Source organism: Pseudomonas sp. D(2018) (assembly GCF_005502555.1).
Lineage (GTDB): Bacteria > Pseudomonadota > Gammaproteobacteria > Pseudomonadales > Pseudomonadaceae > Metapseudomonas > Metapseudomonas resinovorans.
Map to the genome: position 1 here is coordinate 23680 of NZ_SCOK01000012.1, position 18431 is coordinate 42110.

At 65.1% G+C, this 18431-nt stretch carries 13 protein-coding genes; 5 read left to right on the top strand and 8 right to left on the bottom strand.

Annotated elements, in window-relative coordinates; translation table 11 throughout:
- Positions 1-84 precede the first annotated feature (84 nt).
- The 5 genes from FFS60_RS10295 to FFS60_RS10315 form a co-directional block, all read right to left on the bottom strand.
- Complete coding sequence (locus tag FFS60_RS10295; protein ID WP_137821926.1) at positions 85-687, bottom strand: nitroreductase family protein; 603 nt, start codon at positions 685-687, stop codon at positions 85-87.
- A 117-nt stretch (positions 688-804) separates the two neighbouring features.
- Entirely contained in the window at positions 805-2742 is a 1938-nt protein-coding gene (locus tag FFS60_RS10300; protein WP_137821927.1) for an ATP-dependent DNA helicase RecQ, read from the bottom strand.
- Positions 2743-2944: 202 nt separating this feature from the next.
- Positions 2945-4489, bottom strand: coding sequence for a phosphoenolpyruvate carboxykinase (locus tag FFS60_RS10305; protein WP_137821928.1), 1545 nt, complete (start codon positions 4487-4489; stop codon positions 2945-2947).
- A 194-nt stretch (positions 4490-4683) separates the two neighbouring features.
- A complete protein-coding gene (gene hslO, locus FFS60_RS10310; protein ID WP_137821929.1) occupies positions 4684-5571 on the bottom strand; it encodes an Hsp33 family molecular chaperone HslO in 888 nt (295 codons plus the stop codon).
- Positions 5572-5715: 144 nt separating this feature from the next.
- On the bottom strand, positions 5716-6117 hold the full coding sequence (locus FFS60_RS10315) for an RNA-binding S4 domain-containing protein (protein WP_137821930.1): 402 nt from the start codon (positions 6115-6117) through the stop codon (positions 5716-5718).
- 147 nt (positions 6118-6264) lie between these two features.
- On the opposite strand from FFS60_RS10315, the gene FFS60_RS10320 reads away from it, so the two are divergent.
- Positions 6265-6702 (top strand): ATP-dependent zinc protease, encoded by a 438-nt coding sequence (locus tag FFS60_RS10320; RefSeq protein WP_256658068.1) that lies wholly within the window; start codon positions 6265-6267, stop codon positions 6700-6702.
- Positions 6699-7604, top strand: a complete 906-nt coding sequence (gene rimK / locus FFS60_RS10325) for a 30S ribosomal protein S6--L-glutamate ligase (protein ID WP_028626792.1) — start codon at positions 6699-6701, stop codon at positions 7602-7604. The genes FFS60_RS10320 and rimK overlap by 4 nt, the downstream gene beginning before the upstream one ends.
- A gap of 32 nt (positions 7605-7636) precedes the next feature.
- Here the strand turns inward: rimK and FFS60_RS10330 are convergent, their stop codons facing one another.
- The 3 genes from FFS60_RS10330 to ompR all read right to left on the bottom strand — a co-directional run bounded on the left by FFS60_RS10330 (position 7637) and on the right by ompR (position 13685).
- Positions 7637-11422, bottom strand: coding sequence for an EAL domain-containing protein (locus tag FFS60_RS10330; RefSeq protein ID WP_137821931.1), 3786 nt, complete (start codon positions 11420-11422; stop codon positions 7637-7639).
- A gap of 174 nt (positions 11423-11596) precedes the next feature.
- Complete coding sequence (locus FFS60_RS10335; RefSeq protein WP_028626794.1) at positions 11597-12910, bottom strand: ATP-binding protein; 1314 nt, start codon at positions 12908-12910, stop codon at positions 11597-11599.
- Between the two features lie 43 nt (positions 12911-12953).
- Complete coding sequence (ompR, locus tag FFS60_RS10340) at positions 12954-13685, bottom strand: two-component system response regulator OmpR (protein ID WP_028626795.1); 732 nt, start codon at positions 13683-13685, stop codon at positions 12954-12956.
- Between the two features lie 221 nt (positions 13686-13906).
- Between ompR and FFS60_RS10345 the strand changes: the two genes are divergently transcribed.
- The 3 genes from FFS60_RS10345 (at position 13907) to gshA (ending at position 18345) form a co-directional block, all read left to right on the top strand.
- Positions 13907-16222 carry a Tex family protein gene (locus FFS60_RS10345; protein WP_028626796.1) on the top strand — a complete coding sequence of 772 codons (2316 nt, stop codon included), beginning with the start codon at positions 13907-13909 and terminating at the stop codon, positions 16220-16222.
- 2 nt (positions 16223-16224) lie between these two features.
- On the top strand, positions 16225-16608 hold the full coding sequence (locus FFS60_RS10350) for a PaaI family thioesterase (protein ID WP_028626797.1): 384 nt from the start codon (positions 16225-16227) through the stop codon (positions 16606-16608).
- Positions 16609-16758: 150 nt separating this feature from the next.
- Positions 16759-18345: a glutamate--cysteine ligase gene (gene gshA, locus FFS60_RS10355; protein WP_137821932.1), complete on the top strand. Its 1587-nt coding sequence runs from the start codon at positions 16759-16761 to the stop codon at positions 18343-18345.
- Positions 18346-18431: the final 86 nt, after the last annotated feature.

Sequence of the window (18431 nt, forward strand, 5' to 3'; positions counted from 1 at the left end):
GCGAGCGAAGCGAAACCCATCACCACTGGACGATGGGTTTCGCTGCGCTCCACCGCATCCTACGGAGCGTGCAGCATCACGGCATCAGAACTGGTTGCGGATCACCGCCTCGTCGAAGGCCAGCTTGCCGATGCGCGGGTGGGCGGGGGCGGTCTGCTTGCCCACGGCCACCATCAGGCCGATGGCGTGGTTTTCCGGCAGGCGGATCAGGTCGGCTACGGCGTCGAAGTCGAAGCCGTCCATGGGGCAGGTATCCAGCCCCTTGCCACGAGCGGCGAGCATCAGGGTCTGGGCGACCAGGCCACAGCTGCGCATCACTTCATCACGCTGCACGCGGGGCTTATCACGGTAGTAGTTGTCGATGGCGCCGGCCATGAAGTCCTGCACCGGCTGCGGGGCTCCGGCCCAGACGCGGGCGGCGTCCTTTTCCCAGGCATCGAGGCGCGCGCAGACGATCACCAGCATCGAGGCCTCGGTCACCTGGGCCTGGTCCCAGGCCACGTCGCGAATGCGCTGACGCAGCGCCGGATCGCTGACTTCCACCAGGCGCACGTGCTGCAGGTTGAAAGCGGTAGGCGCGAGCAGGGCCAGCTGCAGCAGCTCGTCCTTCTCTTCACGGCTGATGCTGTGATTGGTGTCGTAGCCCTTGATGGCGCGGCGGCTGCGGATGGCTTCATCGATATGCATGGAGTGCTCCTTGGAGTGGCGAAATTGAAAGTGCGCCATCCTAAGCAGCCGACACGCCCGCTACCAACGCTGATTAATGATGTAACCCATCAAAAAATCAGAATGCCTGTGTGAGTCTCAACCTGCTTGCTGACTCACCCAGTCGCGCACTTCAGCGTAGGGATAAGCCTCCAGCGCGGCGAAGCCCGGCAGGTTGCGCGCCTTGAGCCGGGTGAAGAGCGGCGCGCTGATGCCACAGAGCAGACGGGTCAGGCACTCGGCACTGGGGGATTCGCCCTTCAGCTCCGCGAAGCGCTGGATGAAACCGTTGCACAGGGCACTGAAGCTACGCTCCGCAAGCGGAGCCAGTGCCGGCGGCGCGGGCAGGCGTGCTACGCGGCCCTCACAGACCGAGCAGTGGCCGCAACGCTCCGGCACGTCGCGGTCGCCAAAGTAATGCGCCAGTCGCGCGCTGAGGCAGGTCTCGCTGGCGAACAGTGCCAGCATCGCCTGGATCCGGGCGATCTCGCTGTCTTCCTGCTGGCGGAAGTAGCTGTGCAGCTCGGCGGCCAGCGCGTGCGTATCGAAGTCGGGCTTCAGCACGGCGTAGACCTCGGTCATCTGCTTGCTCTCCAGCTCGATCCAGCCGCGCTCCTGGAAGTAATCCAGGGCCTTCACCACGCGGCTGCGCTCGGCGCTGTGCTGGCGGTAGAGACTGTCGAAATCCACCGTGCACCAGGTGCGCGCGCGGGTTGAGGTGCGCACCAGCGCTTCGACGAACTGGCGGCGCTCGCCTTCGAATTTCGCCACCAGCGCTTCAGGCTCGATCAGGTACTTGAAGCGGTACTCGGCAAAGTAGGCGAACAGCGGCGCGATGATGCCGCGAAGCTCCAGTTGCACCAGCAGCGTCTTGAGCGGCAACTGGCGAATATTGCTCTGGTCGGAGAGCGCGCCGAGCATCAGCTCCCAGCGGTCGCCGGCCTGCCCCGCCGCCTTGAGCTCCGCCAGCACCTGGCGGATGCCGGACGACTCCGGGGTGTCGCCATAGACAAAGTTTTCCAGCACGTTGAGGCTGTCGCGGTTCGCCAGCACCAGGCAATCCGAAGGCTGGCCGTCACGCCCGGCGCGGCCGATTTCCTGGCTGTAGTTCTCCACCGATTTGGGCAGGTCGTAGTGCACCACCTGGCGGATGTCGCTCTTGTCGATGCCCATGCCGAAGGCGATGGTGGCGACCATCACATTGACCTCTCCGGCCATGAACCGGCGCTGCAGCACTTCGCGCGCTTCCATGGGCATTCCGGCGTGGTAAGCGCTGGCAGCGACGCCGCGCTCGCTGAGCTGCCTGGCAACCTCTTCAGCGGTCTTCTGCAGGGTCACGTAGACGATGGCCGGCTGCCCGACGCGGGAGCCTAGCCAATCCACCAGCCGCTGCAGTTTGCCTGCGCCGGCCACCGGCTCCACCAGCAGGTTGAGATTGGGGCGATAGAAGCCGGTGGTGATGACATCGGCGTCAGCGATAGCGAACTTGCGCTGCATGTCGACGATCACCGTCGGCGTCGCGGTGGCGGTCAGCAACAGCACCTGGGGAATGCCGAACTGGCGCTGGTACTCGGGCAGCTTGAGGTAGTCGGGGCGGAAGTTGTGGCCCCACTCGGAAATGCAGTGGGCCTCGTCCACCACCAGCAGGGAAATCGGCACCTGCTGGATGAAGCTGCGGAAGCGCTCGTTCTTCAATCGCTCCACCGAGATCATCAGGATTTTCAGCTCCCCGGAGCGCGCCCTGGCCATGACCTCGGCGGCCTCCTCGCGGCTCTGCGCCGAGTCGATACTGGCGGCGGCGATGCCGTGGCGGTGAAGGAAGGCCAGTTGGTCCTGCATCAGCGCCAGCAGCGGCGACACCACCAGGGTCAGGTGCGGCAAGTGCAAGGCCGGCAACTGGTAGCACAGCGACTTGCCGGAGCCGGTGGGGAAGATGGCGGCGGCCGAACGGCCAGCCAGCACGGCAGAGATGGCGGCTTCCTGGCCGGGGCGGAAATGGTCGTAGCCGAAGACGCGGGCAAGGCTGGTTGCGGGCATGGGGATCACTCCTTTGATGGGGCATTGATCATGGACCGCGATGAACGCGGCAGGGGCCTGAAACCGGGTACGACGTTTCGCCTTTGAATCCCATCATCCGCTTTGATGGGTTTCGCTCCGCTCTACCCATCCTACGGGAGGGGCCGGGGCTCGCCGGGAATGAAAAAGCCGCCCGGAGGCGGCTTTCTCGACGCGGTGCAGCTTAGAGCTGCGGGCCGGCGTTCTTGATGGCGTCGGAGACGTCGAACTTCTTGAAGTTCTCGACGAACTGCTTGGCCAGGGCCTTGGCAGCTTCGTCGTAGGCAGCCTTGTCAGCCCAGGTGTTGCGCGGGTTGAGCAGGTTGGTTTCGACGCCCGGAACGGCCTTCGGCACGTCCAGGTTGATGGTGTCCAGGTGCTCGGTCTCGGCACCGATCAGGGCACCGCTCTGGATGGCAGCGATCACGCCACGGGTGGTCGGGATGTTGAAGCGCTTGCCAACGCCGTAGCCACCGCCGGTCCAGCCAGTGTTGACCAGGTACACCTTGGAGCCGAAGCCCTGGATGCGCTTGATCAGCAGCTCAGCGTACTCGCCAGCCGGACGCGGGAAGAACGGCGCGCCGAAGCAGGTGGAGAAGGTGGACTTGATGCCACCGCCGGAACCCATTTCGGTGGAACCAACCAGCGCGGTGTAGCCGGACAGGAAGTGGTAGGCAGCCTGCTCGTTGTTCAGGATCGAAACAGGCGGCAGCACGCCGGTCAGGTCGCAGGTCAGGAAGATCACTGCGTTCGGCTCGCCGGCGCGGTTGGCCTCGACGCGCTTCTCGACCAGCTGCAGCGGGTAGGCGGCACGGGTGTTCTGGGTCAGGCTGTCATCGCTGTAGTCGGGCAGGCGGGTTTCCGGGTTCAGCACCACGTTTTCCAGCACGGCGCCGAACTGGATGGCTTTCCAGATCACCGGCTCGTTTTTCGCGGACAGGTCGATGCACTTGGCGTAGCAGCCGCCTTCGATGTTGAACACGGTGCCCACGCCCCAGCCGTGCTCGTCGTCACCGATCAGGTAACGGCTTTCGTCAGCGGACAGGGTGGTCTTGCCGGTGCCGGACAGGCCGAAGAACAGGGTGGTGTCGCCTTCTTCGCCCACGTTGGCGGCGCAGTGCATCGGCAGCACGTCTTTTTCCGGCAGCAGGAAGTTCTGCACGGAGAACATGGCCTTCTTCATTTCACCGGCGTAGCGCATGCCGGCGATCAGGACTTTCTTGGCGGCGAAGTTGAGGATCACGCAACCATCGGAGTTGGTGCCATCACGCTCCGGCTCGCAGACGAAGTTCGGCGCGTTGATGATCTGCCATTCCTGGCGGGACTGCGGGTTGTACTGTTCCGGGTTGATGAACAGGCAACGGCCGAACAGGTTGTGCCAGGCGGTCTCGGTGGTCATCTTGACGGCCAGGTAGTGCTCAGGATCAGCACCAACGTGCACATGCGAAACGAAACTCTCACGTTCGGTCACATAAGCTTCAACGCGAGCCCACAGCGCATCGAATTTGTCCGCCGGGAAGGGGCGGTTGATGTTGCCCCAGGCGATCTTGGCTTCGGTGCTCGGCTCTTGAACGATGAAACGATCTGCCGGAGAACGACCGGTGCGGTGGCCGGTCTGGACGACCAACGAACCGTTGGCGGCCAGTTCACCCTCGCCACGGCGGATGGCCTCTTCGACCAGTTGCGCGGCGCTGATATCGGTGTACACGGCGGTATTGGCTTGCGTCATGTGGTTCCCCGTCGGCGAAAAGCCGAGTCCTCCAAACGATTTGTAGTGGGTACTGCGACCCCCTACAGCGAAAAAAGTGCGCGCGATTATGCCAGAAAAGCCCGCTTTGGGTAGAAACCTCCTGTCAGCCGGGCATATTCCTGACCGATAATCGCACTCCGGTCACGCGGCGACCTTGCGGGCACGCTACATATTCAGTGGCGCGTTTCCGAAGGCGCCGCACTGCCGCCACCGGAGAACAGCTGGGCGATATCCGCCGCGTCGAAACTGTAGCGCTGGTTGCAGAACTGGCAGTCGATCACCACGTTGCCGCCGCTCTCTTGCAGCAGGGCTTGCGCGTCGTCCTTACCCAGGCTGACCAATGCATTGGCCGAACGCTGGCGCGAACAGCTGCAGCGGAAATGGATGACCTGCGGATCGAACAGGCGCACCGCTTCTTCATGATAGAGGCGATGCAGCACGGTTTCGTTGTCCAGGCCGAGCAGCTCCTCAGCGGTCAGCGTGTCGGCCAGGGTGGTGAGGTGCTGCCAGTTGGCCTCGCGCGCCTCTGGATCCTTCAGTCGGTCGGCCGGCAGGGCCTGGAGCAACATGCCACGGGCATTGCGACCATCGGCGTAAAGCCAGAACCGAGTGGGCAGTTGCTGGGAGTTGTCGAAGTAGCCGGAGAGGGATTCGGCCAGGCTGGCGCCTTCGAGGGCGACGATGCCCTGGTAGCGCTGGCCCTGCTTCGGGTCCACGGTCAGGGTCAGCGAGCCCTCGGGCATCAGCTCGTGCAGGCCGGCACCGGGGGTGACCTGGCTCGCATGGTATCGGGCGATGCCGCGCACTTCACGATCGCTGGAGCATTCCACCATCAGCAGAGGAACTGCGCCGCTGGAGCGCGCCTGCAGCACCAGCAGACCGTCGAACTTCAGGGTGCCGACCAGCAGGGAAGCGGCGGCGAGCATTTCACCGAGCAGTTGGGCAACCGGCTCCGGGTAGGGGTGCTTGGCCAGGACGTGAGCGTAGCTCTCGCCGAGGGAGGCCAGTTCGCCTCGCACATCGGTGTCGTCGAACAGAAAACGTTGGGTGAAATCGGTCATGCCGGACTCGCTGCATTTGGGCCAATTTGGCCGAAAGGCTGGCGATTTTATGCGCAAATCCGTTGGCTGACCAAGGGCCGGTTGTCTATCGCCGGCGCGGGTGTTTTCTATCGATGCCGAGCGCCGCCCCTTTGCGTCGCTGTCCTAATCGTGACCGCCGCGCAGGAAATGGATCTGCCGCCTCTGTTTCTTGGTCGGCCGGCCGTCGGTCTGGATGCCCAGGGCGCCGGCCTTGCGCATGGCGGCGGCCGCTTCGCGCTTGGTCAGGCTCTCGGCGGTTTCCTCGTAGAGGGCCTGCGCTTCGGGGGCCCCGCGACGCACTGCGGAGAGCGCGCGAACGACCACGGTGCGCTCATCGAAGCCCGCGCGGATCACGTATTCGTCACCGACCCTCGGCTCCTTCGACGGCTTGCAGCGCTCGCCATGGTGGTGGACCTTGCCGCCCTCGATGGCTTCTTTTGCCAGGGCACGGGTCTTGTAGAAGCGCGCAGCCCAGAGCCACTTGTCGAGGCGAACCTTGTCGTCTTTTTCGTCTTTCTCACGCATCACTCGTTTCCATCCCGCCAGGGCTGCCCCATTCGCCAGCCCGGTCTAAGCTCAGCCAGGGCCTGATGCAGTTGTCACATCGGCCCACTAGAATGCGCCAACTTTACCGGAAAGCCTGCATTGAAGACTTTCGACCATCTCTCCGTAATCGGACTCCGCGAATGGATCGCCCTGCCAGAACTTGGCATGGTTGGCCTGCGCGCGAAGATCGATACCGGGGCCAGCACCTCCACCCTGCATGCCAGCGACATCGTCCCCTTCGAGAAGAGCGGCGAGCGCTGGGTCAGGTTCACCGCGCACCTCGGCACCCTGGTGCAACGGCGTCACCGCTGCGAGGCGCAGGTCGTAACGGTAAAGACCATAAAAAGCTCCAACGGCCAGGCACAGACCCGCTACGTCATCCGCACCCTGCTCGCCCTGGGTGACCGGGTCTGGCCCATCGAGTTCACCCTGGCCTGCCGCAAGACCATGCGTTACCGCGTACTGCTGGGCTCCAAGGCCCTGGTGCAGGCGCAACTGGTGGTCAACCCGGCCCTCACCTACGTCCAGGAAAAACCGACACTTTCCCTTCCGGGTGCCCAATGAAAATCGCCGTGTTATCGCGCAATCCGCGCCTGTATTCGACTCGCCGCCTGGTAGAGGCTGGCCAGCAGCGCGGCCATGAAATGGTGGTCATAGACACCCTGCGCGCCTATATGAACATCGCCAGTCACAAGCCGCAGATCCACTATCGCGGCCAGGCACTGGAAGGCTTCGATGCGGTGATCCCGCGTATTGGCGCCTCGGTCACTTTCTATGGCTGCGCCGTGCTGCGCCAGTTCGAAATGATGGGCGTGTTCCCGCTCAACGAGTCCGTAGCGATCACCCGCTCGCGGGACAAGCTGCGCTCGCTGCAACTGCTGTCGCGCAAGGGTATCGGCCTGCCGGTGACCGGTTTCGCCCACTCCCCCGACGACATCCCCGACCTGATCCGCATGGTCAACGGCGCGCCGCTGGTGATCAAGGTGCTGGAAGGCACCCAGGGCATCGGTGTGGTGCTGTGCGAGACGGAGAAGGCCGCCGAATCCGTGATCGAGGCCTTCATGGGCCTGAAGCAGAACATCATGGTGCAGGAGTACATCCGTGAAGCCGGTGGCGCCGACATCCGCTGCTTCGTGGTGGGCGACAAAGTGATCGCAGCGATGAAGCGCCAGGCCAAGCCCGGCGAATTCCGCTCCAACCTGCACCGTGGCGGCAGCGCCAGCCTGATCAAGATCACGCCGGAAGAGCGCATGACCGCCATTCGCGCCGCCAAGGTGATGGGGCTGTCGGTGGCGGGCGTGGACATCCTGCGCTCCAACCACGGGCCGCTGGTGATGGAGGTGAACTCCTCGCCCGGCCTGGAAGGCATCGAAACCACCACCGGGCATGATGTCGCCGGCATCATCATCCAGTACCTGGAAAAGAACGCCTGCCCCAACTCGACCAGGACGAAAGGCAAGGGGTGACCCGGTACCCCCCACAAAAAGGCAGCGGCGCCCTACAAACTGCGCTCAACCACCTGCCGCCCCTCGCGCTCACGTATCCAGGCACGGAAGCCGGCCTCGTCCAGGGGCCGGCTGAAGTAGTAGCCCTGGCCCAGCTCGCAACCCCGCTGGCGCAGCATGGACAGCTGTTCTTCGCTCTCGATGCCTTCAGCGATGCACTCCAGGCCCAGGTTGCGGCCGATGGCCAGGATGGTCTCCACCAGGGCCAGATCGCTCGCGTCGACGGCCAGGCCATCGACGAAACTGCGGTCGATCTTCAGTCGGTCCAGCGGCAGGCGCTTGAGGTAAGCCAGGGATGAATAACCGGTGCCGAAATCGTCGATGGCGAAACGCACGCCCAGGGCCTTGAGCGCCTGCATGGCGGCGATGCACTGCTCGACTTCTTCCAGCAGGCTGCCCTCGGTAATTTCCAGCTCCAGCCGCCCCGCCGGCACGCCGTGGCGTTGCAGCGCGCTGCTGATGCGCTCGACGAAACCAGGCTTGCGCAGTTCGCGGGGGCTGACGTTGATGGCCAGCACCAGCCAGGGCAGATCGGCCTGCCAGTTGGCCAGGCACGTACAGGCGCGCTCCAACATCCAGTCCGACAGTTCGATGATCAGGCCGGTTTCTTCCGCCAGCGGAATGAACTGCGCCGGCGGCACCTCGCCGCGGGTGGGGTGGCGCCAGCGCATCAGGGCCTCCGCACCCAGTACCCGGCCATCCGCCAGGGCCAGCTGGGGCTGGAATTCGAGCCCCAGCTGGCCGCGATCGATGGCCTGGCGCAACTCGTTCTGCAGTTGCAGGCGCTGGTCGATGGCCGCTTGCATTTCCGGGGCGAAGAAATGCAGCGCATTGCGTCCGGACTGCTTGGCCCGGTACATGGCGGTGTCCGCCTGTTTGAGTACGTCAGCGGCAACCTGCTCTGCGAAAGGATGCAGGGCGATGCCAATGCTGGCGCTGACCACCAGCTCGTGCTCGCCGATGATGTAGCTGCCATGAAGGCTCTGCAGCAGTTTGTCCCCGACCTCGGCGGCCAGCTTGCCGGCCTGCTCCGGGGTATCGGCCATGGCCTCGAGCAGTACCACGAACTCGTCGCCACCGAGACGCGCCAGGGTGTCTTCATTGCGCAGGCAACCAGCAAGCCGCGCGGTAACTTCCCGCAGCAGGGCGTCGCCCACCGGGTGACCGAGGCTGTCGTTGACCGTCTTGAAGTGATCCAGGTCGATGAACAGCAGCGCACCGAAACGCTCTTCGCGCTGTTCGCGGGCCATGGCGTGCTGCAGGCGGTCGAGCAGCAGGCGGCGATTGGGCAGGCCGGTAAGTTCGTCACTATAGGCCAGGCGCTCGATCTCGCGCTGGTAGCGCTGACGCTCGGAGATATCGGTAATGCTCAGGCGGATCAGCGGCCTTCCCTCTCCAGGCAGGCGCACCAGGCGTACCTCGCACGGGCGTACACGGCCGTTAACGTCACGCATCAGCCAATCGAACGTCGGGGTCTCCCCCTTGAGCGCCGCACGGGTGTGGGCGTTGCCCAGCTCCCGCGAAGAGCGGCCATCGGCCTGCAGCGGTGGGCTGAAGTCGGTGGGCATGTGGCCGTGCAGCTGTTCGCGAGAAAGGCCGAACAGGCGCGCAGCATTCTCGTTGGCCTCGACGATGCCGCGCTGCGGGTCGAATACCAGGATGGCTTCCGGCGCGTGCTCCACGAGGGTGCGGTAGCGCGCCTCAGCCTCGCGACGGGCACTGATATCTTCCACCAGCGCCAGCAACGCATAGAGCTGGCCATCAAGGTCACGCACACCGCGCACGTTGACCCGCGTATGCACGGTACCGCCGGTGCCCTTCATGAAGCGCTTGTCCAGCTCGTAGCCGTCGCGCTCGCCCTTGCGCACCTCTTCCAGCAAGGCTTCCTCGGCGGCACGGTCCTCGACCACCGTCATGCTCATCCAGTCGACACCCCGCAGTTGCTCGCGGGAGCGGCCGAGGATGCTGCAGAGCTTGTAGTTGACCTCCTCCCAGCGCTGGTCCGGGGTGCACAGGGCCATGCCGATCAACGGCGCTTCGAAGAACAGGTGCAGGTGCTTGTCGCGTTCGTGCTGCAAGCGTTCTGCGCGCTTCTGGCTGGTCAGGTCGAGCATGGCGCCGTAGATACGGATCACCTGGTCGCCATCGTGTTCGGCCAGGCCCTTGATCCGCAGCCAGCGCGTGCTGCCCCGGGCGCCCTGCATGCGCAGCTCCACCTCGAAGGGCTCGGTGCTGCGCAGGCACTGCTCCAGGGTGTCTTCCAGAATGGCGCGACTGGCCGGATCGAAGAAGCTGAGCATCTGGCCAAGGCTGGGCGCACCGGCGCCAGGGTCCAGCTCATAGATGCGGAAGCTACCCTCGCTCCAGGCCATCTTCAGGGTGGCAATCTCCAACACCCAGCTGCCGATGTCGGCGATGGCTTCTGTCTGGTTCAACAGGTGGGTCTGGCGCAGCAACTCGTCACGGCGGGTATCCAGTTCCTCGGAGAGCATCTCGCGGCTGCTGACATCGTGCTGCAGGGCGACGAAGTGGCTGATGCCGTGGGCGTCGCGCATGGGCGCCACGGTGATCTCGTTCCAGAACAGGCTGCCATCCTTGCGGTAGTTGCGCAGCACCAGGTGGCACTGTTCGCCGCGTTGCAGGGCATCTTGCAGGCGCGGCAACTCGGACTGGTTGCGGTCGTGGTGGAGAAGGAAGCGCCAGTGGTTGCCCAGGGCCTCCTGTCGCGGATAACCGCTCATCTGCTCGAAAGCCGGGTTGCAGTAGATCAGCGGCTGATCGGCCTGGCGCGCATCCACGATGGTCACCCCCAGGGGGCTGGCCTGCAGCGCCAGGTTGGTCAGGGCCAGCTCCTTCTGCATCTCGTCACGACGACCCAGGGCCAGGCGCAGGTCGCTCAGGCTGCGTCCCACCAGCAGTGCCGACATCATCAGCAACAGCACGCTGAAGTAGAGCTCGACGCCCCACTGCGGCTCGGCCATGTGCGCCGCGCCACCCAGTTGACGCAGTGCCGGCAGGGCGAGCACGGTCAGTGCGGTGAGGCCGGCGCCGCAAAGGGCACCGGGGAACCCCCAGACCAGTGCCAGGCCGAGCATCATCAGGCCAATGGGTGGCAAAGTGAGGATCAGCGGCACCACCGTCAGCAGCCAGGGGATGAGCAATGCCAGGGCCAGCAGCAGCTGCCAGGGCGGCAGGCGGTGCAGGGTTTCCGGCAATGCCTCCACCGGCTCCGGTACCCAGCCACGGCGACTGAACATTGGGGTCAGGTAGGTCAGCAGCGGCAGGCTCACGGCCAGGGTGGTCAGGCAGGCTCCGGGCCAGACCAGCAGGGCGGCATTGCCCCAACTGTCCCGCACGGGACTGCCGGCCAACATCAAGGCCGTCTGCTCGCCGTAGACCAGCAGGCTGACCGGCAGCAGCACGCCATAGAGCATGAAGCGCAGCAGTTCGGGGAAGTCCCGCAGATCGGCGTGGCAGCCTGCCCGCTTGAGTGCCCACCAGCCCGCAGCGACGCTGAGGGTTTCCGGTAGTGCATGGAACGGCGCCCAGTACCAGTTCAGGTCCAACAAGGGGGCGCTGAGCAAGGCATTGAAGTAGATGGCGGGCAGCACCCGGGCGCCCCACCAGAGGCAGAACACAAGGCCGAGGGCGAAGGGCAAGTACCAGACTGCGAGTCCGCTGGTCGCCTGTGTCGCCAGGGACATCCAGGTCGCCAGATGCAGCAACGGCAAAGGCAACCACCAGGTCCATTGGGGCAGTCGGAAGGGAGCAGCTGGCATACTGACCTCATGTCGGTGCGCAAGCTGAGGATAGCCCAGCGCCGGCCTAGCGTACCCCGAAAAAATGGCCCAGTGGCATCACCGCCGATGGCAGGCCGGAATCCTGGACCGAAGGGATTTCAGGAGCAGAAGCGCCCCAGCAGGGGCGCTTGCGGTATCCCGTTTCGTAAGAACCTACACCGCGTCGCGGGGGAGCATGAGCCCCAGCGGCAGGCACACCCGCGCTTCCAGCCCACCGCCCGAGCGGTTGCGCAGCTCGACGCTGCCGCCGTGTTGGGCGGCGATGCGCTTGACGATGGCCAGGCCCAGGCCGGTGCCCTTGCCGCCACGGGCGCGGTCGCCGCGGATGAAGGGGTTGAAGATGTCCAGAAGCTCCGAAGGATCGATGCCCTGTCCCCGGTCCAGCACACTCAGCACCACGTAGGGTGCGGCGTTATCGCCAGCCAGGAAGGCCGCCACTTCGACGCCGTTACCGCCGTATCGCAGCGCGTTCTCGATCAGGTTTACCAGCAGACGCTTGATCGACACGCGCCGCAGCGGAAACGGCGGCAGCGGTTCCAGGCACAGGCGAACCTGCTCCTCCTGCTGGTTGTAGGGCGCCACCACTTCACGCACCAGCTCGCCCAGGTCCAGCTCTTCCACGCGCTCGTCGCGGCCATCGCGGATGAAGGCGAGGAACTGGTCGAGGATGGCATCCATGTCCTCGATGTCGCGGACCATGTCCTCCGTCAGCTCGGAGTCATTGCTCATCAGCTCCAGGGACAGGCGCAGGCGCGTCAGCGGCGTGCGCAAGTCATGGGAGACACCGGCCAGCATCAGCTCGCGCTCGCGGGCGCCGCGTTCGACGTCCTCGGCCATCTGGTTGAAGGCACGGTATACCTCGGCCATCTCGCTCGGCGTGTCGCTCACCGGCAGGCGCACGCTGCGACCCTGACCGACCTGGCGGGCAGCGAAGACGAGACGCTTGAGCGGGGCGTTGAGCTGACGCACGAAGATCCAGGCAGCGGCGGTGGACAGCAGGCCAATACCGAGGAACCAGCCGAGCACGCTCCAGATGCGCTGACCACGCAAGGGGTGTGGATAAAGCGGGATGCGCACCCAGTCCGGCCCCAGTTCCGGGGCGTGGACCCAGAGCGCCGGCGGGCTCTGGGCGCGCAGGCGCACTTCAGTGCCAGGACCGAGCTCGGCCTGCATCTGGCGCTGGAAGATTTCGCTATAGGGCCAGTGCTGCTCGCTAGCCGGCACGGCATCGCGGGTGACCCGCTTGAGGCCGGCGGCCTTGGCCAGGTCGTGACGCTCTTCTTCGCTCGCCGCCCAGTAGGCGCGCAGGGTCAGCGCCGCGCCGTGGCTGTACTGGCGGTCCACCAGCACGTCCTCGTTCATCATCAGGTAGACCAGGGTCAGCGCCTTGGAAAACAGCACGACGATGAGCACCAGCCAGAGGGTGCGGGAGAAGAAGCTCTGCGGGAACCAGTAGGGGGTGCGCATCACCACCCTGGGTTGCCCGGCGGCGGGAACTCCCGCCGCGCGTTCACTTGTTGCCATCAGGTACGAACACGTAGCCGACGCCCCAGACGGTCTGGATGTAGCGCGGCTTGGAAGGGTCCGGCTCGATCAGTCGGCGCAGGCGGGAAATCTGCACGTCGATGGAGCGCTCCAGGGCGTCCCATTCGCGGCCACGGGCCAGGTTCATCAATTTGTCGCGGGTCAGCGGCTCGCGGGCGTGCTGGACCAATGCCTTGAGTACGGCGAACTCACCGGTGGTGAGCATCTGCACGTCGTCGCCCTTTTTCAGTTCGCGGGTGGCGAGGGACAGTTCGTACTCGCCGAAGCTGACACTTTCGTCCTCGCTGGCCGGGGCACCCGGCACTTGCGGCGCCTGGCGACGCAGTACCGCCTTGATCCGCGCCAGCAACTCGCGGGGGTTGAACGGCTTGGCCAGATAATCGTCGGCGCCCAGTTCCAGGCCCTGGATGCGGCTGGTCTCGTCGCCCTTGGCGGTGAGCATGATGATCGGCACCTGGTTGTTGGACGCGCGCAGCCGGCGGCAGGCCGACAGGCCGTCCTCGCCAGGCAGCATCAGGTCCAGCACCACCAGGTTGAAGAGTTCGCGAGCCAGCAGGCGATCCATCTGCTCGACGTTCTCCACGGCACGCACACGGAAGCCCTGCTCGTCGAAAAAACGCTCGAGGAGGCGCCGTAGACGGGCGTCGTCGTCGACGATGAGGATCTTTTCACCTTCAGCGGTCGGGTTGCTGCTCATGTTTTCTCCTGTTCGGCAAGCCGCGCATTATCGCTTGCAACGGGCGCGCGGCGGCTTGCCCATTGTTAGCAGATTTTTCCCCGAACGGTTCCCTACCCTTTGAAACTCGGTGTTTATAATGCGGCGCCTTTCATCACCGGCGAGCCCCTGGCTCGCCGGTCTGTTATTCCGCGGTAGCCTCCGTGGCCCGGCCCGGGCTGCCGCCCATGCAGGTGTTTTCAATGGACAGCATCAACAACCGCATCGCTGAAGAACTGGGCGTGCGCCCGCAACAGGTCGCCGCCGCCGTGGAACTGCTGGACGAAGGCTCCACCGTGCCTTTCATCGCCCGTTACCGGAAAGAAGTCACCGGCAGCCTCGACGACACCCAGCTGCGCAACCTGGAAGAGCGCCTGCGCTATCTGCGCGAGATGGAGGACCGCCGCACCGCGATCCTCTCCAGCATCACCGAGCAGGGCAAGCTGACCCCGGAACTGGAGCGCGAGATCAAGCTCGCCGATACCAAGACCCGCCTCGAAGACCTCTACCTCCCCTACAAGCAGAAACGTCGCACCAAGGGCCAGATTGCCCTGGAAGCCGGCCTAGGTGAGCTGGCCGACGCGCTGTTCAACGACCCGAGCCTGACCCCGGAAACCGAAGCCGAGCGTTTCATCGACGCCGAAAAAGGCTTCGCCGACGTCAAGGCGGTGCTGGAAGGCGCCAAGTACATCCTCATGGAGCGCTTCGCCGAAGACGCCACCCTGCTCGCCAACCTGCGCGGCTTCCTCAAGGACAACGCCACCCTCAGTGCCCGCCTGGTGGCCGGCAAGGAGCAGGAAGGCGCCAAGTTCAGCGACTACTTCGAGCATGACGAGAACTTCAAGGGCGTGCCGTCGCACCGTGCCCTGGCGATCTTCCGTGGCCGCAACGAAGGCGTGCTGAGCATCGCCCTCAAGGTTGGCGAAGAGCAGCCCGGCACCATGCACCCGTGCGAGCTGATGATCGGCGAGCGCTTCGGCGTCTCCAACCAGGGCCGGGCGGCCGATAAATGGCTGGCAGAAGTGGTGCGCTGGACCTGGAAGGTAAAGCTCTACACCCACCTGGAAACCGACCTGATGGGCGAGCTGCGTGAAGCGGCCGAAAGCGAAGCGATCAACGTCTTCGCCCGCAACCTGCACGACCTGTTGCTGGCGGCCCCGGCCGGTCCGCGCGCCACCCTGGGTCTCGACCCGGGCCTGCGTACCGGCTGCAAGGTGGCCGTGGTCGACGCCACCGGCAAGGTGCTGGACACCGCCACCGTCTACCCGCATGTGCCTCACAACAAATGGGACGAGACCCTGGCCATCCTCGGCAAGCTTTGCGCCAAGCACAGCGTTGACCTGATCGCCATCGGCAATGGCACCGCCAGCCGCGAGACCGACAAACTCGCCATCGAGCTGATCAAGAAGTACCCGGCCCTGAAGATGACCAAGATCATGGTCAGCGAGGCCGGCGCTTCGGTGTACTCCGCGTCCGAGCTGGCCGCCAAGGAATTCCCTGACCTGGACGTTTCCCTGCGTGGTGCCGTGTCCATTGCCCGCCGCCTGCAGGACCCGCTGGCCGAGCTGGTGAAAATCGACCCGAAATCCATCGGCGTCGGCCAGTACCAGCACGACGTGTCCCAGCTGCAACTGGCGCGCAGCCTGGATGCCGTGGTCGAGGACTGCGTGAACGCCGTGGGCGTGGACGTGAACACCGCTTCCGCCGCCCTGCTGGCGCGCATCTCCGGCCTCAACGCCACCCTGGCGCAGAACATCGTCAGCTACCGCGACGCCAACGGCGCCTTCAAGACCCGCGACGAGCTGAAGAAGGTCAGCCGCCTGGGCGAGAAGACCTTCGAGCAGGCCGCAGGATTCCTCCGCGTGATGAGCGGCGACAACCCGCTGGACGCTTCCGCCGTGCACCCGGAAACCTACCCGCTGGTGCAGCGCATCGCCGCCGATACCGGCCGCGACATCCGCTCGCTGATCGGCGACTCCGGCTTCCTCAAGCGCCTGGACCCGGCCAAGTTCACCGACGAAACCTTCGGCCTGCCCACCGTCACCGACATCCTCAAGGAACTGGACAAACCCGGCCGCGACCCGCGCCCCGAGTTCAAGACCGCCGAGTTCCAGGAAGGCGTGGAAAGCCTCAAGGACCTCACACCCGGCATGGTCCTGGAAGGCGTGGTGACCAACGTCACCAACTTCGGTGCCTTCGTCGACATCGGCGTCCACCAGGATGGCCTGGTGCACATCTCCGCGCTGTCGGAAAAATTCGTCAAGGACCCGTACGAAGTGGTCAAGGCCGGCGACATCGTCCGCGTGAAAGTCATGGAAGTGGACATCCCGCGTAACCGCGTGGGCCTGTCCATGCGCATGGGCGACACCCCCGGCGAGAAGGTCGACGGCCCGCGTGGCGGTGGTCGCCAGGGCGGCCAGCCGCGCCAGCAGCAAAGCGCCCCGCGCCAGAGCGCACCGCCGGCCTCCGGTGCCATGGCTTCGCTGTTCGCCAACGCCAAGCAGATCAAGAAGAAGTGACCATGGACTTCACCGACCAGCAAACCACCAGTGCCTACAGCAAGCTGTTGGGCATCGAGCCGCTGAGCCTTGGCGACGGCGTCGCCGAGGCGCGCCTGCCCATGGACGAGCACCTGCGCAATCGCGGGCAGGTGATGCATGGCGGGGCCATCTTCTCGCTGCTGGACATCACCATGGGGCTGGCCTGCACCAGTACCCATGGCTTCGACCGGCGCAGCGCCACCCTGGAGTGCAAGATCAACTACATCCGCCCGGTTGCGGAGGGTGAAGTGATCTGCAAGGCGCGCGTGCTGCACGCCGGCAAGCGCACCCTGGTGGTGGAAGCGGATGTGCTGCAAGGCGACAAGCTGGTCGCCAAGGGACAAGGCACCTTCGCTCAGCTGTAACAGCGGGACAGTGACAACGCTCTATTCTGGACGAAGCGACAACGCGAGCCGCCGGCGGGAAAAGTATTTCGGCCGGCGGCAAAGTCCGCCTCTTGTAGACAGCTTGGTCCACCCCCATATTGGGGCGACCGACGCGTGAAGGATTCCAAATTGAGCGATCTTCTTTCCCGCCGCCTGGCCTTGCTCGGCGAGCGCGCCAACCTGCCCCTGCTCACCCGCTGCCTGCATGGCATCGAGCGTGAATGCCTGCGGGTCGATGGCAATGGCCAACTGGCACTGACGCCACACTCCCCCGCCCTGGGTTCGGCCCTGACCCATGCGCAGATCACCACGGACTATTCCGAATCCCTGCTGGAGTTCATCACTCCGGCCGAGACCGATCCGGCGCAGACCCTGGCGGACCTGGAAAAGGTCCACCGCTTTACGGTGAACAAGCTCGGTGACGAACTGCTCTGGAGCCCGTCGATGCCCTGCCGGCTGCCGGCGGAGGAAGACATCCCGATCGCCCGCTACGGCACCTCGCCCATTGGCCGCCTGAAGTACGTTTACCGCAAGGGCCTGGCCGTGCGTTACGGCAAGACCATGCAGTGCATCGCCGGCATCCACTACAACTACTCCCTGCCCGAAGCGCTCTGGCCGCTGCTCAAGCAGGCCGAAGGCGATCCGCAGAGCGACCGCGACTATCAGTCAGCGCGCTACATTGCGATGATCCGCAACTTCCGCCGCTACAGCTGGCTGCTGATGTACCTGTTCGGCGCTGCTCCGGCCCTGGACAAGAGCTTCCTGCGCGGGCACCCGCACGACCTCGACAGCCTGGATGCCGACACCCTCTACCTGCCCTACGCCACCAGCCTGCGGATGAGCGACCTGGGCTACCAGAACAACGCCCAGGCTGGCCTGACGCCCTGCTACAACAGCCTCGACAGTTACCTCGCGAGCCTGCGTCAGGCCGTGTCCACGCCCTACCCGCCCTACGTCGAGATCGGCACCAAGGTGGACGGCGAGTGGGTGCAACTGAACACCAACGTGATCCAGATCGAAAACGAGTACTACTCGTCGATCCGTCCCAAGCGCGTCACCCACACCGGCGAGCGCCCGATTCATGCATTGATGGCCCGTGGCGTGCAGTACGTGGAAGTGCGCTGCCTGGACATCAACCCCTTCCTGCCGCTGGGTATCGACCTGACCGAAGCGCGCTTCCTCGATGCATTCCTGCTGTTCTGTGCCCTGCAGGACAGCCCGCCGATGGCCGGCGAGGAATGCGGTTGCGCCACCGACAACTTCCAGCGGGTGGTGAAGGAAGGCCGGCGCCCAGGCCTGCAACTGCAGCGCCACGGCCAAGCCGTCGGCCTGACCGAGTGGGCCGCCGAGCTGCTCGACCGCATCGGCCGCACCGCCGAGTTGCTGGACACCGCCCTGGGTGGCGAAGCTCACTCGCAGGCCCTGGCCGCTCAACGTGCCAAGGTCGCCGACCCGGCGCTGACCCCGTCGGCCCAGGTGCTGGCCGAACTGCGCGAACGCAACGAAAGCTTCAGCCAGTTCGCCTTGCGTCACAGCCGCCAGCATGCCGAGTACTTCCGCAGCCAGCCGCTGAGCGCCGAAGACCAGGCCCGCTTCGAAGCCATGGCCCGCGCGTCCCTGGACGAACAGGCACGGCTGGAAGCCGAACCGGAAGTGGACTTCGACACCTTCGTCGCCGCCTACCAGGCGAGCATTCTGGGGTTGATCAGCAACTGATCGCCGAATCGCCCTTCACTGTTCCTGTGGGGGCGATTTCAATCGCCAAGCAGACCGCAGGTCTGCCCTTCGATCTCGCGGGGCAG

What these genes read in the sequence shown, in the direction of transcription:
- ompR (WP_028626795.1), bottom strand. Translation starts at nt 13,685, where the DNA reads ATGAGCAGCAACCCGACCGCTGAAGGTGAAAAGATCCTCATCGTCGAC.
- FFS60_RS10335 (WP_028626794.1), bottom strand. Translation starts at nt 12,910, where the DNA reads ATGCGCACCCCCTACTGGTTCCCGCAGAGCTTCTTCTCCCGCACCCTC.
- rimK (WP_028626792.1), top strand. Translation starts at nt 6,699, where the DNA reads ATGAAAATCGCCGTGTTATCGCGCAATCCGCGCCTGTATTCGACTCGC.
- FFS60_RS10295 (WP_137821926.1), bottom strand. Translation starts at nt 687, where the DNA reads ATGCATATCGATGAAGCCATCCGCAGCCGCCGCGCCATCAAGGGCTAC.
- FFS60_RS10300 (WP_137821927.1), bottom strand. Translation starts at nt 2,742, where the DNA reads ATGCCCGCAACCAGCCTTGCCCGCGTCTTCGGCTACGACCATTTCCGC.
- hslO (WP_137821929.1), bottom strand. Translation starts at nt 5,571, where the DNA reads ATGACCGATTTCACCCAACGTTTTCTGTTCGACGACACCGATGTGCGA.
- FFS60_RS10330 (WP_137821931.1), bottom strand. Translation starts at nt 11,422, where the DNA reads ATGCCAGCTGCTCCCTTCCGACTGCCCCAATGGACCTGGTGGTTGCCT.
- FFS60_RS10305 (WP_137821928.1), bottom strand. Translation starts at nt 4,489, where the DNA reads ATGACGCAAGCCAATACCGCCGTGTACACCGATATCAGCGCCGCGCAA.
- FFS60_RS10350 (WP_028626797.1), top strand. Translation starts at nt 16,225, where the DNA reads ATGGACTTCACCGACCAGCAAACCACCAGTGCCTACAGCAAGCTGTTG.
- FFS60_RS10345 (WP_028626796.1), top strand. Translation starts at nt 13,907, where the DNA reads ATGGACAGCATCAACAACCGCATCGCTGAAGAACTGGGCGTGCGCCCG.
- FFS60_RS10315 (WP_137821930.1), bottom strand. Translation starts at nt 6,117, where the DNA reads ATGCGTGAGAAAGACGAAAAAGACGACAAGGTTCGCCTCGACAAGTGG.